The 13,297-nt window shown below is 69.2% G+C and carries 16 protein-coding genes; 13 read left to right on the top strand and 3 right to left on the bottom strand.

Annotated elements, in window-relative coordinates:
* Nucleotides 1-6: 6 nt before the first annotated feature.
* Genes AB0K15_RS46560 through AB0K15_RS46510 form a run of 11 tightly spaced genes read left to right on the top strand, consistent with a single transcriptional unit; the run spans nucleotide 7 to nucleotide 9,749 of the window.
* Entirely contained in the window at nucleotides 7-3,351 is a 3,345-nt protein-coding gene (locus AB0K15_RS46560) for a hypothetical protein (RefSeq protein ID WP_364067336.1), read from the top strand.
* A gap of 1 nt (nucleotide 3,352) precedes the next feature.
* On the top strand, nucleotides 3,353-4,243 hold the full coding sequence (locus AB0K15_RS46555; protein WP_364067334.1) for a hypothetical protein: 891 nt from the start codon (nucleotides 3,353-3,355) through the stop codon (nucleotides 4,241-4,243).
* Between the two features lie 13 nt (nucleotides 4,244-4,256).
* Nucleotides 4,257-5,402, top strand: coding sequence for a hypothetical protein (locus tag AB0K15_RS46550; RefSeq protein WP_364067332.1), 1,146 nt, complete (start codon nucleotides 4,257-4,259; stop codon nucleotides 5,400-5,402).
* A complete protein-coding gene (locus AB0K15_RS46545; protein ID WP_364067330.1) occupies nucleotides 5,402-5,653 on the top strand; it encodes a hypothetical protein in 252 nt (83 codons plus the stop codon). The genes AB0K15_RS46550 and AB0K15_RS46545 overlap by 1 nt, the downstream gene beginning before the upstream one ends.
* 3 nt (nucleotides 5,654-5,656) lie before the next feature.
* Nucleotides 5,657-6,808: a hypothetical protein gene (locus tag AB0K15_RS46540; RefSeq protein ID WP_364067328.1), complete on the top strand. Its 1,152-nt coding sequence runs from the start codon at nucleotides 5,657-5,659 to the stop codon at nucleotides 6,806-6,808.
* A 56-nt stretch (nucleotides 6,809-6,864) separates the two neighbouring features.
* Nucleotides 6,865-7,536 (top strand): hypothetical protein, encoded by a 672-nt coding sequence (locus tag AB0K15_RS46535; RefSeq protein WP_364067326.1) that lies wholly within the window; start codon nucleotides 6,865-6,867, stop codon nucleotides 7,534-7,536.
* Between the two features lie 9 nt (nucleotides 7,537-7,545).
* Nucleotides 7,546-7,986, top strand: coding sequence for a hypothetical protein (locus tag AB0K15_RS46530; RefSeq protein ID WP_364067324.1), 441 nt, complete (start codon nucleotides 7,546-7,548; stop codon nucleotides 7,984-7,986).
* The gene (locus AB0K15_RS46525) at nucleotides 7,983-8,321 is read left to right on the top strand and encodes a hypothetical protein (RefSeq protein WP_364067322.1); all 339 of its coding nucleotides are present in this window, start codon (nucleotides 7,983-7,985) and stop codon (nucleotides 8,319-8,321) included. The genes AB0K15_RS46530 and AB0K15_RS46525 overlap by 4 nt, the downstream gene beginning before the upstream one ends.
* Entirely contained in the window at nucleotides 8,321-9,229 is a 909-nt protein-coding gene (locus tag AB0K15_RS46520; protein ID WP_364067320.1) for a glycoside hydrolase domain-containing protein, read from the top strand. Before AB0K15_RS46525 ends, AB0K15_RS46520 begins: the two co-directional genes overlap by 1 nt.
* Nucleotides 9,226-9,489: a hypothetical protein gene (locus tag AB0K15_RS46515; RefSeq protein ID WP_364067318.1), complete on the top strand. Its 264-nt coding sequence runs from the start codon at nucleotides 9,226-9,228 to the stop codon at nucleotides 9,487-9,489. The genes AB0K15_RS46520 and AB0K15_RS46515 overlap by 4 nt, the downstream gene beginning before the upstream one ends.
* Complete coding sequence (locus tag AB0K15_RS46510; protein WP_364067316.1) at nucleotides 9,489-9,749, top strand: hypothetical protein; 261 nt, start codon at nucleotides 9,489-9,491, stop codon at nucleotides 9,747-9,749. Before AB0K15_RS46515 ends, AB0K15_RS46510 begins: the two co-directional genes overlap by 1 nt.
* A gap of 98 nt (nucleotides 9,750-9,847) precedes the next feature.
* Here the strand turns inward: AB0K15_RS46510 and AB0K15_RS46505 are convergent, their stop codons facing one another.
* Entirely contained in the window at nucleotides 9,848-10,090 is a 243-nt protein-coding gene (locus tag AB0K15_RS46505) for a helix-turn-helix transcriptional regulator (RefSeq protein ID WP_364067314.1), read from the bottom strand.
* Nucleotides 10,091-10,659: 569 nt separating this feature from the next.
* Nucleotides 10,660-10,947, bottom strand: a complete 288-nt coding sequence (locus AB0K15_RS46500; RefSeq protein WP_364067312.1) for a hypothetical protein — start codon at nucleotides 10,945-10,947, stop codon at nucleotides 10,660-10,662.
* A 141-nt stretch (nucleotides 10,948-11,088) separates the two neighbouring features.
* Here AB0K15_RS46500 and AB0K15_RS46495 point away from each other — a divergent pair, with 141 nt between their 5' ends.
* Nucleotides 11,089-12,207 carry a helix-turn-helix transcriptional regulator gene (locus AB0K15_RS46495; RefSeq protein WP_364067310.1) on the top strand — a complete coding sequence of 373 codons (1,119 nt, stop codon included), beginning with the start codon at nucleotides 11,089-11,091 and terminating at the stop codon, nucleotides 12,205-12,207.
* A 9-nt stretch (nucleotides 12,208-12,216) separates the two neighbouring features.
* The gene (locus tag AB0K15_RS46490) at nucleotides 12,217-12,777 is read left to right on the top strand and encodes an HD domain-containing protein (protein ID WP_364067308.1); all 561 of its coding nucleotides are present in this window, start codon (nucleotides 12,217-12,219) and stop codon (nucleotides 12,775-12,777) included.
* An 85-nt stretch (nucleotides 12,778-12,862) separates the two neighbouring features.
* Here AB0K15_RS46490 and AB0K15_RS46485 read toward each other — a convergent pair whose 3' ends face one another.
* On the bottom strand, nucleotides 12,863-13,057 hold the full coding sequence (locus AB0K15_RS46485) for a hypothetical protein (RefSeq protein ID WP_364067306.1): 195 nt from the start codon (nucleotides 13,055-13,057) through the stop codon (nucleotides 12,863-12,865).
* Between the last annotated feature and the right edge of the window lie 240 nt (nucleotides 13,058-13,297).

Here is a 13,297-nt window from a genome sequence, read left to right as displayed (position 1 = left end):
GCTTCCGTGACCGCACCTGGCGGAGATTTCAAGCTGGCCGGCGCGTACGTCGAGGTTCGGCTGAAGGACGAGACCGACGGCGACGAGAAACGCATCCGGGCGAAGGTCGAGGGCGAGAAGCCAGTCACGCTCGACACTGCGCTGAAGGACCCGAAGAACGCCAAGATCGTCAAGGACAAGATCGAGCGCGAGACCAAGCCGGTCATCAAGCCCGAGATCGACGAGAAGGCCACGCGGGACTCGGCGCGCAAGTCGGGGAAGGCCGCAGAGGAGGAGCTCGGCCGGGCAGCGGCGCGAGCCAATGCGCAGTTCGACGCGCTGAAGTTCGCTGGCCTCTCGGCCGGCCTGCCCTTGGCGGCGGCGATCGGCGCCGCCGGAGTGCTCGGCGCGCTCGGTGTCATCCCGGCCGCCGTCATTGCGATGTCAGCCAAGTGGCTGATCGAGAATGATCAGGTCACCGAGTCGTGGGGCAACCTCGCCGACGACGTGCAGGCCGACGCCAAGAAAATGGCGTCGGTCCTCAACGGGCCGCTGGTCGATGCGGCAGGGCAAGTGCGCTCCGCGTACACCAAGATCCGACCCGAGATCGAAGACGTGTTCGCCGGCAGCGTTCCGGCGGTTGAGCAGCTCGTCGGCGCCGGCACCGACTTCGCGGTCAACACCATGCCCGGGATCGTGGCGGCCGTGCAGCGATCGACACCGACGCTGCAGGGGTTCCGTTCGCTGGCCGGGCAGACCGGTTCCGGTCTCTCTGATCTGCTGGTGGCGCTGTCGTCGGAGTCGGATTCCGCTGGGCAGAGCTTGGACACGCTCGGCCACATCGTGCGCGACCTCGAAGGGTTCATCGGCCAGTTCCTCGCGAACCTGGCCGCGGGCTCGTCGGGTCCGCTCGGCGACTTCCGCGGTGCCCTGAACCAGGTGTACGGGATCGCGCTCACCCTCAGCACGTCCGGGATGCCCGCGCTGCAGGGCGCCACGGGCGGCTTCCTCGGCACCGTGTCGGGCGGCCTGTCGATCATCCAGCTGTTCGCGAACCTGCTGGGCTCGTGGACCGGTCCGCTCGGCGAAGCCGGCGGGTCGCTGCTCGCGGTGAACAGCATCGCGAAGCTGTTCGGCACGTCCCTCGCGCAAACCGGGTTCGGCATCAAGGCGCTGTCGCCGATCCTCGACGAGAGCGGCAACAAGACCACCGCGTTCAAGCAGGCGCTAAACGACGCCGACAAGGGCGGCACGAGCAAGTTCAAGGCTGGCGTGCAGTCGCTGGCGGACGGTGGGTTCAACCCGCTCGGGCTCGCGCTCGTCGCCGGTGGCCTGCTGCTCGACGCGTGGGGCAAGCGGGCGCAGGATGCTGCGACCCGCGCCGCCGAGCAGCGCCAGGCCGTCTCGGACCTGACGAAGGCGTACCTGGAGGACAACGGCGCGATTGGCGCCAACGTCCGCGCGACGACGCAGAAAGCCCTGTCGGACAAGAACGCGTTCACCAACAGCCAGGTATTCGGAGCCTCGCTCAAGGACACCTCGGCTGCTGCGCTCGACGGCGGCGCGTCGCTCGACGCCTACAACCAGCGGGCGAAGGACTACATCACGCAGCTGTTGTCCGGCAGCCGCGCCAACCGGCAGATGACGCCGGACATCTTGGCCGCGGCCGATGCGTTCGCCACGCAAGGCGGCAACGCGTCGGATCTGGTGAACAACCTGTCCGCCGTGCGCCTGCACAGCCTCGACCTCACCGACGCGCAGCGCGAGCAGCTGATCCGGACACTCGACGCGATCACCGCGACCAACGCCGAGGCGCGGGCGAACGCCGAGTCCGCGAAGCAGGCGCAGGCGCTGGCCGACGCACAGCGGCAGGTCGAATCTGTCATCGCGCGCGGCACCACTCCGGCGATGTACGCGGCGCAGGTGGCCTCGGGCAAGCTCGACGCCGCGTGGTCGACGCTCGACCAGACTGGGCAGGACGTGGCCGCCGCCGGCCAGGCGATCATCGACGCTATGCGGGTCCTCTCCGGGCAGACCCCCTCGGTCGAGGAGGCCCTGCAGAAGTGGAACGACGATCTGCGCGGGATCAAGGACTCGTTCAAGGACCTGAACCTGAAGTCCCACAGCAAGGACCTGGTCGACGCCTCGGGAGCGATCAACACCACATCCGAGGCGGGCTCCAAGCTGCAGGACATCGTCGAGCAGGGCGCAACAGACCTCGCGTCCTTCGCGCAGGGCCTGAAGGACAGTGGCGCCGGTGCGGACGAGATCACGGCGAAGCTCGGCCCGATGCGGGACCAGTTCGTGGCGCAGCTCAAGCAGCTTGGGCTGACGGACCAGCAAGTGCAGAAGGTGCTGGAGCACTACGGGCTGATCCCTGCGGACATCACCACCCAGTTGGGCCTTGAGGGCGACACCGAGACACACGCCAAGGTGTCCGGGATCATCAAGGATCTCAAGGGTGTGCCGGACGTGAAGGGCGTGCACGTCGACGCTCTGACGGCCGAGGCTGCGAAGGCGTTGCAGACCTTCGGATACCAGGTCGTTGCGCTGCCCGACGGGACCGTGCAGGTGTTCGCCGACACCACGGCCGGCAAGCACGCGGCCGACGTGCTGCGGAACAACATCAACCAGACCCAAGGCACGGTCACGATCTACGGCAACCCGGACCCCGCAACCGGGGCCGTGGCAAACTGGAAGACCGCGACCAGCCGCGTCATCGGCAACACGACGGTGACGACGGACATCAGTCCCGCCAACGGTCAAGTCCGCACGTGGAAGTCCACAACGGACTCGACCGGCGCCGTCACGACCACATTCACCACGACCAACCCGGCGACCGGCGCGGTACAGACGTGGGTGCGGAACACGAACGGCACGTGGGCGACGGTCAACGTCGGCGCGAACACGAGCTCGGCCACCACGGCGATCGCTCGGGTGACGGGCTCGCGGTACAACGCCACGGTTTATGTCACGGCGAACACCAGCGCCATCGGCGGCTTGCAGATCCGATCGTCAAAGTTCAACGCGACCGGCGGCCTGTACGGCCCGAACGTTGGTTTCGCCGACGGCGGATTCCCCGTGCCCACGGGGATGAACGCGTTCAACGGGCTGGCGCAGGTCGTTGCTCCGGGCACGTACAAGTGGGCCGGGGACGCGAAGGTGCCCGAGGTGTTCATCCCGCTGGACCGCGGGTCCGAGCGGTCACAGCGCTACCTCGATCAGGCCAACGAGTTCATGGGCCATCGCGACCAGCCGGCCGGCACGACGGTCGAACAGCATTTCCACATCTACCCGCCGGCCGAGTCGGACCCGCAGCGCATCGCCGCGTCGGTTTCCAACGCGGTCGGCTGGTCCGTGAGGGGGTTGTGAGATGCCCACGCAGGTGATCCTGCCGGTGTACACGATCGGCTCGTGGTCGGCCAACGCGGACGATGACTTCGGCTGCCGCTGGGTCATCGAGCCCGACGGCGCGTCGTTCATCACCGACGGCCTGGGTCGCAAGACACACAACTCGGAGCGGCCGTTCGGGTCGGGCGCGTACCGCTCGCGCTCGTACCCGGCGGCCCGCTCCGGTGCGCTGCAGGGCTGGTGCGACGCCGGAACCCGGGAGGCGCGCGTGGCCGCCCGGAAACGGCTGATGTCGGTGTTCCCCGACGGCGGCCAGGCGCTGCTTGTCGTCGATGACGGCATTGACCCGCAGCAGATCACGGTGGAGCTCGACGCCGGCGTGCCGCGCTGCGCGGTGTGGGCGGACGGCGCTGGCTTCGGCTGGCAGCTGCCGCTGTACGCCGCGGACGGTCGGCTGCTGTCCACTACGGAGCGTTCGGCACGCGCCACGCTGGCGACCGGGTCGACGGACGGCCTCGACTGGGCCAACGGCGGTCTCGATTGGGCAAACGGTGGCCTCGATTGGGGCAGCAGCGGCAGCAACAACGTGCTGGCACTGGCGAACAGCGGCACGGCGACCACGTGGCCGCTGCTGACCGTCACCACACCGTCGAGCCTGCAGAACCCCGCGTGGACGGACCCGGTCACCGGCGGCGTGCTCGCCTACACCGGCACGATCGTGGCCGGCCAGACGCTGCGGATCGACTGCTCACCGTTCACCACGTCGCCGGTGACGCTCGACGGCATCGACCGCACGGGCGCGCTCGGCGCGGCGAAGTTCATCAGCCTGCCGCCCGGGTCTTCACGAGCGATCCAGTTCACCGGCGTGGGCGCCGGAACCACCGTCGCCACGTGGCGCGACGCCAACAACTGAAAGGGGGCCGGGAATGGCTGCCATCAACGCGGACGCGGACGGCTTCTGGTCGGCGATGCCCAACGGCGCGCGCGTCAACAACGCCCGCCAGGGGCGAGCCCTGATCCAGTCGCTGTTTCTCGGCGGCTCGACCACCTCGCCGCTGTCGGCGATGCGCTCGGGCGTCATCGCTACGACCTCGGACGGCACGCAGGCATACGACCTGCGCGTGACCGTCCAGTCCGGGCGGACGCTGCTCGTACAGCCGGGCAGCGCGATCATCGGCCGATCCGGGCAGGGCGGCTACCCGACGTGGGCTCTGCCCGCAGCGCGGAACGTCACGTGCGACTCGCCGCCAGCATCGAACCCGCGCAACGACATCGTGGTGCTTCGCGCCTACGACACCACGCTGGGCGACACGATCCCCGCGAGCGGCGGAATCCCGGCGCGGCTGGAGATCATCACCGGCACACCCGGCGCTGTGCCGGTCGACCCGGTCACCTGGGACGGGCTCGGGCTGATCTCGACATGGCCGGCCGCGGCGTCCGGCGGCGGTGCCGGCATCCCGCTCGCACGCGCGCAGGTGTCCACGGGCGGCGTGGTGACGCTCACCGACCTGCGCCGCGGTACCGCGCCGATCGGCGGCGTGCGCGTTCTGCTGCCGGGCGACTCACTGTCGGACCCGTCGTTCATGCCCGGCGACATCCGTTGGTTCAACGGCCTGGACTACTGGGACGGCACCAACTGGAACGAGCTGGGGCGACCGGACATCGGCCTGGCCGCCCGTGCGAACGCCACGCAGATCATTGCTGGCGGCGGTCTCACATTCCTCAACGTGGCCTCTGCCTACAAGCCGCCGGCGGGGATCACGTGGAACGGCAGCAACCAGGCCACCATCGTGACCGCCGGAAAGTACTCGATGTACTGCGGTGTCAGCAACGGCTTCCTCTCCGGCGCCAACTACTCGTGCTGCATCGTCGGCGCGACAGCTCCGGGCGCGGGCACCGCCTACGTGGCGGCGCCGACGTTTTCGACGAACACCACCGACTCGTCGGTGTCGGCCACCCGGTGGCTGGCGGCGGGGACCGTGATCCGGCCAGCGATCTACAACAACGCAACCCAGTTCACGCTCAACCCCACGACGCAGAAGCCCGCTGAGTTCGAAATCTGGAGGGTTTGATGGCCGAGTACGCCTATCGGAAGCTGCGCTACGTCGTGTGGGACACGACCAACTTGGACGAGCTGGCCGCGTTTCTCCCGGGCGCGCACGTCGGCGACAACGGCAACGTGTTTATCCCGAATTTCGGGGGTGCTCAGGTGACTACCGCGGTCGGAAACGTCATCGTCGAGATGCAGAGCGGACCTGGTTTCGAGTTTTTCGAGACAGAGGCCGCGTTCCGCGACGCCTACGACATCATCCCGAAGGAGTAGACCGTGGCCGTCGAGCGCGAGTACGCGGCGCTGGCGTACGAAACCGTCACCGGCCGCGTGCTCTACGACCTCCCCCTGGCCGACGAGCCCGAGTGGTCCAGCGTCATCAACGACGCTGGCGGCTGGAAGATCTCCGTGCCGCTCGACGGCGGCCCGCGCACCGCGAGGGTGCGGGAGTGGTGCGTGCCCGACAGGTTTTCCGTGGCGGTGCTGCGCGGCGACGACTTCGTGTGCCAAGCAGGTCCGATCACCCCGTACGCGCCGGACGACACGTCCGGCACACAGACGGTCTCGGGCAAAGGGATCTGGGACATCCTCGACCGGCGGGCGCTGCGCAACGCGGCGCTCAACCCGGCCGCGGGCGAGCGGTTCACCGACCCGGCCGCAGACATCACCCTGGCGGGCACGCTGCCCTACATCGCGCGCGAGATCGTGAACCACGCAATCAACATGCAGCACACCGCCGGCTCGAACCTGCCGATCGACCTGCCGACGATCGCGGCCGGCGGCGACAACGTCCGCAACTACCACGGCTTTGACTTCGCCTACTTCGGGCAGCGGCTGCGCGAGCTCACGCAGGTGGACGGCGGGCCGGACGTGCTGTTCCAGCCTTACCTCACCACGATCGGCGGGAAGCGGTTCATCCGCCACCGGATGCTTGTGGGAAACCCGTACCTCACGCAGCCCGGTCTGGACCTGCGGTTCTTCTATCGCCGCACGCTCACGAGCGTGATCCCGACGGGCGGCGTGAAGCCGACCGCACTGGAGGCGTTTGTGCCGGGCGTTGGCCAGGATGCCGGCCGGTTGTATGGCAGCGCGACGGCTGACGACCTGATCGCCGCTGGGTGGCCGCTGACGAGCATGGTCGACAACAACCACACCGACGCCTCGGTGCAGTCCACCCTGGACAGCTGGGCCTCGGCAGACGCGGCGCTGGCGTCGTCGCAGACTGAACAGTGGTCGGCCACGGTGCTGGCCGACGCTGACCCGCGGCTGGAGACCTACAGCCCCGGCCACTTCGTCACGTACTCGGTGACGGACCACCTCTCGCTGCCGGATGGTGAGTACCGCTGGCGGGTCATCGGGATTTCCAAGAGCAGCAGCACCTTGCGCGACCGCGTGGACCACCAGCTGCAGGCCGTGCGCACCGGATAGGGGGCCCGATGGTTGCGAATCACCCGCCCGAGCGGCGAGGGTCGCCAGACTTCATCGTGAACGAGCTGCGCGAGCTTCGGCAGCAGATCGCCGCGCTCGGGCGCCAGTCGAAGTTCCCGTTCCTCGTCTCGCACGACGACCCGACACTGGGCAGCGTCGTCGACGTGGCGATCGTCCCGCGCCCCAACGGGCTCAACGGCGCCGCAGTCGAGATCTACGACGGGGCCGAACACCTCGTGCTCGGGTCCGATGTGGACGCGGGCTACGGACTGGCGCAGCCGCAGACGCAGGTACCGATGTACCCGAGCACACCGGGGCTCGTGTTCAACTCGGCCGGCTCGGCGACCTCGATGTGGACTGGCCAGGTGCAGCAGAACAACAGCTGCTTTCTGGCGCAGTGGCGCTTCCGGGTGTCGTCGGCCAACGTGACCGCGCCGACCGGCTCGACCTACGTGCAGATCGTGGACAGCGTCACCGGCTGGACCTGGACATCCCCCACGACCACGCTCGCGGACCCCGTGGGCAGCGGCGACGCGCTGGTCACGGTCGGGCCCTTCGCGGTGCAGGTGCCGCAGGACAGCATCGGCAACTTCTTCGGCATCGACCTCTACGGCTGGGTGTCGGCCAACAGCGGCAACTCAAACGCCGTCGCGATCACTCCACTGTCGATGATCGGCTGCGGCTACACCCTCGCGCAGGCGTTCTTCGCCGGAACTTCGACTCCGTAAGGGGAACCCATGACGATCACCCTGCGCCGCTCACGCTCACCGTTCCAGGTGGGAGTGCTGCTGGCGCTGTTCCTGCTCTCCGCAGCCTCGGCGTTGTTCTTCGACGCGATGGCCACCGCCAGCGCCCGCGAGCTCGGCCCCGGGCTCGGCCGCCTGATGTACGGCGGAATGGCTGTCGCCGCCGGTGTCGCGCTCGTCGGCGTCTGGCTTGACGGCGTCGTCGGGCTGCTCGTCGAGCGCGTCGGCCTGATCAGCATGGGCTGCTGGAGCACCGCGGCCGGCCTCGCCGTGCTCGCCAACTCGGGCGCGCGCGGCGTGCAGTTCGGCGGCTACTTCCTCGCCGTCGCCCTGATGTCCGCCTGGCGGGCCTGGCAGATCGGCAAGGAGGCGCGCGAGCTGGCGACCATGCGGCACCTGAGCGCGATCGAGAGACCCGAGGGGGAAGCGTGAACGATTGGATCCCGGTCCTGGTGGCCTTCCTCGGCGCCGGCGGCGTCGGGGTGCTTCTCGACCTCGTGCGGGCGCGGAAGCAGGCAAAGAAGATCGCCGCCGAGACCGAGCTGACCGACGCCAACGCCGCGGACAAGCTGACTGGCGTGGCGCTGAAGCTCGTCGACCCGCTGACCAAGCAGCTCCAGGACGCCGAGGCGCGGTGTGAGCGCCTCAACGAACAGCTCCAGGCGGCTCAAGGGGAGTTGCAGCAGCTGCGTGGGCAGATGGACCTGATGAGTAAGGACCTCGCCGCCGTGCGCGAGGAGAACGAGCGGCTGAAGGGCGGTGCGTGATGGCCAGGTGGGCTGATTACTCGGGAGGTCGCCCCAGCGGTGCCGCGCTCAAGGCGGCCGGGTTCTCCGGCGCGCTGCGGTACATCGGGCTCGGCAGCGAGGGCAAGCAGCTCTCGGCCGCCGAGTACCGCGACCTCGTCGCCACGTTCGGCGCCAGCAACGTGCTGCTCGTCGCCGAGGCGGGCACCGCCGACGCGTGGGGTACCGACACGGACGACGACTACGCGCGCGGCCTGGCGAACGGCCGGACGGCGCTGGCCGACGCGCGCGCCACGGGCGTTCCCGACGGCGTGGGGCTCGCGTGCGCGGCCGACGCGCACGCGCAGGCGTTCCAGGTCGACGACGTGGTGCGCTACGCCAAGGGCTTCCGCGACGCGGTCGGGCAGGCGCGCTGCGGCTTCTACGGCTTCGCCGAGACGCTCGCCGCCGTGCACGGCGCCGGCGTCGGTTCGTGGTACTGGCGCTGCGGCTCCGAGCCCACCGCGGCCGAGAAGACGTGGGTGCACTTCTGGCAGCGCAACAGCGCACCAACCCGGGTCACCGTCGCCGGCGTGCCGTGCGACATCAACGAGGTCTACCGCATCCCCACCACCGAGGAGGACGACATGCCCAGCCTGGACGAGATCTACACGAAGGTCTGGTACAACGCGCTGTGGACCATCAAGGACGCCAACGGGAAGGTGACTGGCACCCCCAACCCGTCGCAGGTGCTCGCGATGCTCCACGATCAGCTGACCAGCCTCGCCGCGCAGGTTTCCGGCCTCACCGCGGCCGTCGCGGCGCTGTCCAAGGACAACGCGCTCACGCCCGATGCCGTGAAGCAGATCATCACGGACGCGGTGGCGCAGAACGTGCGCATCACTGGCTCCGTCGAGATCACCGGTACGAACGCCGAGGCTGCGCAGTGAGCGCGCCGACGCCGGCCAAGACCGGCACGACCGAGCCCGTCGCGATCGCCGAGGGCGTGCGCGCGCTGCTCGTCGCGATTGTCGCCGCCGGCTGGGTAGTCATCCCCGACACCACGATCAACATCGTCGTGTCCGCCGTGGGGGTCGCGATCTCGGTCGCGTCCTCGATCCTCGCGCGCCGTCGCGTCGTGCCGCTCGCGAAGCTCGGCCCCGTCATCACCGTCGTCCCGCCCGCGCCCGACACCCCGAAGGAGAGCTGATGTCCGAAGCCGAGTACCACCCCGCCGATCCCCACTTCAACCCCGCGCACCCGGATCACGAGGGCTGGGCGGCTGGACCAAGGGCGCCGCAGATGCCCGCCGAAGCGCAGATCGTGCGCGACTTCGCCGATGCGGAGAGTGCGCCGCCGGCCGAAGCGGGGATCGTGCAGGCGCACGCCGACGGCGTCATCGCCGCCGAACACGTGGCCCTGCTGGACAGCGAGCCCGAACCGAAGAAGACGACGCGCAAGCGGTCCTGACCGCGAGCACGCGAGAGCCCCCGCCTCCTGCAGCACGCAGGCGGCGGGGGCTCTTTGTCGTCCCAGGGAGGGGCCGGCGTAGGCCAGCTGTCAGTTGACTAGGCGTCCGAGAGTTCTTCCCGGCCGCGTTCGGTAAGCATGTAGCAGTGCGGACGAAGCGGGTCGGACTTGGGCCATTCGTCGGTGATCCAGCCGCGCTGTCGCATCGTCTGGAGCAGGGGATACAGGCGTGCGTTGTGCATTCCGACTGCGGCGCGCAGATCCGCAGCCGAGAAGCGTGCGTCGTGGCCGCCGCTGAGGAATGCCAACGCCAGCTTGTCCATTTCCCGGGCTGCCCGCATGACCAGATGGTAACTGGTGCGTGCGCGCGCCGTCAGTCTTCGCCGTCCGGCGCCGGCGGGTCCGGACGCCACCGGAACCGGCTGGACCGGTAGCCGCCGCCCGGGCGCGTGGGCCCGGTCGGCTGCTGAGGCGGCCCGCTTTCCAACGGCCCGAACACCCAGTTGCCTTCGCGGCCTCCGGCGAGGCAGCTGCGGGGGTCACGGGGCCGGTTCGCTGGCTCGGTCACTTCTTCGGCCTGTCGTCCGGCGGCGGCGGCTGGATTGGCCGGGGCTGTGGGGTGCGGTTGTCTTCCGTCGGCCGGGTCGTCCGATTGTCCTTACCGGATACCGGCCGGGTCGGCCCGGTCCCGGCGGTGTTGCGTTCCCTCGCCATCTGCTGTCCTCTCTCGGTGTCGTCGAAAAATGGGCAGGTGGAACCCGGCCGCCGCGCTGGGTCGGGGCACAGCGCGGCGGCCGGAGATCGGGCGGTTCAGGTGGCCGGCTGGGCGGCGGTCACTCGTCGTCGATCACGGCGCCGGTGTCTGGGTCGGTGTCGATCTCGGTGCCGTCATCGCGGATCCACCAGCCCATCAGCGCCGCCGCTGGACTGCTCGCGGCCCGCGTTTCAGGCCTGGATGGTTCGGCGGGATGGTCCAGCCGAGGGCGCGGCGGTAGGCCACGTCGCAGTACGGGCACTGGGTCGGCACACCGTGCGCGGTGCGCTCCGCGAGCGGCTCGAACTCGGCGGCCGCGGTCTCGCCGCACAGCATGGTGATGCCTTCGCCCGGGGCTGGGATCGCGGCGAGGGTGGTTCGGTGCCACACGCCGTTGATCACCGGGTGGATCGCCGTCGGGTCGATGTAGATCAACGCCGTCATGACCGGTCACTCCCGTCTGTCCTGGCTGCTCAGAGCCACACCGAAACGCCGTGGAGTGACGCTACGATCACCAGTGAGCAGGCAGAACGGACCGCGAGTACGGGTGCGGTTCGACTGGAATCGTCCAGACCTGGAGCGACCGTGAGCGGAGCAGCGGCAACACTGACCGGCAGTCAGGGTTCCCGTTCAACGGGCATCGTGACCGGCTACGTCCTCAAGCTCGCGCGCCAGTCCGCGGGGCTGACGCAAGAGCGGCTCGCGGAACGTCTCGCGGTGGACGGGAGCACCGTTCAAGGGTGGGAGTCGGGGCGCCGCCCTCTGTCCGCGATGCCTGCGGGGGACTTCGTCCGGCTGTCTGCGCGGCTGCCTCGGCTGGGCGCGCCCCCATCCACCGGCCGGCACCTGCGCGCCGCTGTCGAGGCCGATCTAGTCCTCTCGACCGGGATCGCTGCCGGCGGCGCATGGGTTGACCCTGATGTGCATCCGTTGGCCGCGAGCGTGCACCGCAAGACGCTCACGAACTTGATCACGTGGCCGTTCACCGGGCACCTGCCGCAGGAGCTGAAGGTCTTCGCGCCGAAGGTGCCACGCCGTGGACCGGTCGCGTCTGGTCCCACGATGGGCGCTGACGAGCGGACCCGGTTCTTTGATCACCTGATGACCGTCGCGGAACGCGGCGTGCGTGCCGACGAGGCGCTACTGCGTCGGCAAGCGGTGTACCTGCTCGGCTTCGACCAGCGCGACCAGGTGGCAGAGTGGCTGCGCGGCGAATGGGCAAGCGCCGGCCGCCGCCCGATCGCCGAGGGCGACGTGACCAGCCTGCTCGAAGCACGCTCGGCGTCCGTCGCGCTCGCCTCAACCGGCGACAGCTCCCACCTGCACGACTTCGTCACGCGCACCACCGGTTCGCGCGCCGAGCTGGCGAACCTCAACTACTGGGCGCACTGGATCGGCGAACTTCACGATGACCAGACCGACGACACATTCATGGCCGCAGACGACACCCGAGCCTGGGCCGGGGTACGGCTGTTCCACCACCTGGTGAGCCGCCTCGATCCGGCGTCGCCGCACCTGCCGCTCAACCTCCACACCGTGCACACGCTCGTGGCCAGTCGTCCCGCTCTGCTGACTGAGCGCTCTGCCGCGCGTGACGCTCTGGCCGGCGCCCTGGAGATGCTGACCTCCGCCGACGTGCTGACGCGCGACGGACGCGACCAGGTCGCCGGCCTTCACTACGCTCTGCGTCTCGCCGACCGATAGGAGAACTTCATGCCAGACGAGCCCACCGCACTTGCCGCGTTCGGCTACGAACTCGGGTTGCTCAAGCGCATCCGCCGCACGGGGTGGTGGCACGTCGGCGTCCGCGATCCCGAGTCGGTCGCGGAACACAGCTTGCGCGCCGCTCAGATCGCGGCGCTGCTCGCTGCGGAGGAAGGCGGGAGCCCGGAGCGGGCGGCGTTCCTCGCGCTCTGGCACGACACGCAGGAGACCCGGACCGGGGACATTCCGCACACCGCGGCCAAGTACATGAGCAAGCCCGACCCGCGAGAGATCACCGCCGACCAGACAGCTGCCCTGCCGGCTAACTCCCGCGACGTGGTCCGGGCCGCGGTGGACGAGTTCGAGTCCAGGGAGACGCTCGAAGCGCGTTGCGCGAAGGACGCGGACAAGCTCGAAATGCTGCTTCAATCCGTCGAGTACCGGGACATTGGAGTCGAGCGCGTCGCCGGGTGGATTGACTCCGCTCGGAAGGGCCTCGCGACCGAGACCGCTCGACGTGTTGCCGAGGCCGCGGCCACCCTGTCCCCGCTGGCGTGGCGGGACCGTTGAGCGTGGTGGTCGAGAAGCGCACGGCCTGAGCACAAAAAAGCCCCGGCGTTGCTTCGCCGGGGCTTTTTTGTGCCGTTCGTGCCTGCTAGCGGACGATGTGGCGGTACAGAGCGACCAGGCCGCTGGCGGCCACGACGCAGCCCACGAGCGTCAGCGCGAGGGCCACGAAGACCTCGATCCCCACGTTCGCGTCTGCTGTTGGCGATGTGATGCGCGGAAGCCGGATCGCCCAGTACGTCAAGAGGATCCCGAGCGGAACCACCACGCGGACGATGATCACGGACAGTGGGACTTCTCGGGTTGGGCGTTCAGGGGCCGGCATCGGCACTTCCTCTCTGGGCGTGTGCTGATTACTCGCAGCGGCCATGCGCCGTGTTACGGGCTGGTCCTGTAAAGCCGCCAGTCTGGCAGTGGGAACCCTCGGATGTGTGGTCATCCGTCCCACATTCGTCCCATGATCTTGCTTCCCAAGCTGGTCAGAGCGTTTTGCGAGCAGAGGTCGGGGCTGCTCCCCCGGTTC

This window comes from Amycolatopsis sp. NPDC049253, from assembly GCF_040678995.1.
Classification (GTDB): domain Bacteria; phylum Actinomycetota; class Actinomycetes; order Mycobacteriales; family Pseudonocardiaceae; genus Amycolatopsis.
Note: the sequence above shows the minus strand (reverse complement) of the source record. Positions and strands in the feature narration are given on the sequence as shown.

Bases quoted from the DNA above. Each gene is read 5' to 3' on its own strand.
- AB0K15_RS46555 (WP_364067334.1), top strand. From the start codon at position 3,353: ATGCCCACGCAGGTGATCCTGCCGGTGTACACGATCGGCTCGTGGTCG.
- AB0K15_RS46550 (WP_364067332.1), top strand. From the start codon at position 4,257: ATGGCTGCCATCAACGCGGACGCGGACGGCTTCTGGTCGGCGATGCCC.
- AB0K15_RS46545 (WP_364067330.1), top strand. From the start codon at position 5,402: ATGGCCGAGTACGCCTATCGGAAGCTGCGCTACGTCGTGTGGGACACG.
- AB0K15_RS46530 (WP_364067324.1), top strand. From the start codon at position 7,546: ATGACGATCACCCTGCGCCGCTCACGCTCACCGTTCCAGGTGGGAGTG.
- AB0K15_RS46520 (WP_364067320.1), top strand. From the start codon at position 8,321: ATGGCCAGGTGGGCTGATTACTCGGGAGGTCGCCCCAGCGGTGCCGCG.
- AB0K15_RS46510 (WP_364067316.1), top strand. From the start codon at position 9,489: ATGTCCGAAGCCGAGTACCACCCCGCCGATCCCCACTTCAACCCCGCG.
- AB0K15_RS46505 (WP_364067314.1), bottom strand. From the start codon at position 10,090: ATGCGGGCAGCCCGGGAAATGGACAAGCTGGCGTTGGCATTCCTCAGC.
- AB0K15_RS46500 (WP_364067312.1), bottom strand. From the start codon at position 10,947: ATGACGGCGTTGATCTACATCGACCCGACGGCGATCCACCCGGTGATC.
- AB0K15_RS46490 (WP_364067308.1), top strand. From the start codon at position 12,217: ATGCCAGACGAGCCCACCGCACTTGCCGCGTTCGGCTACGAACTCGGG.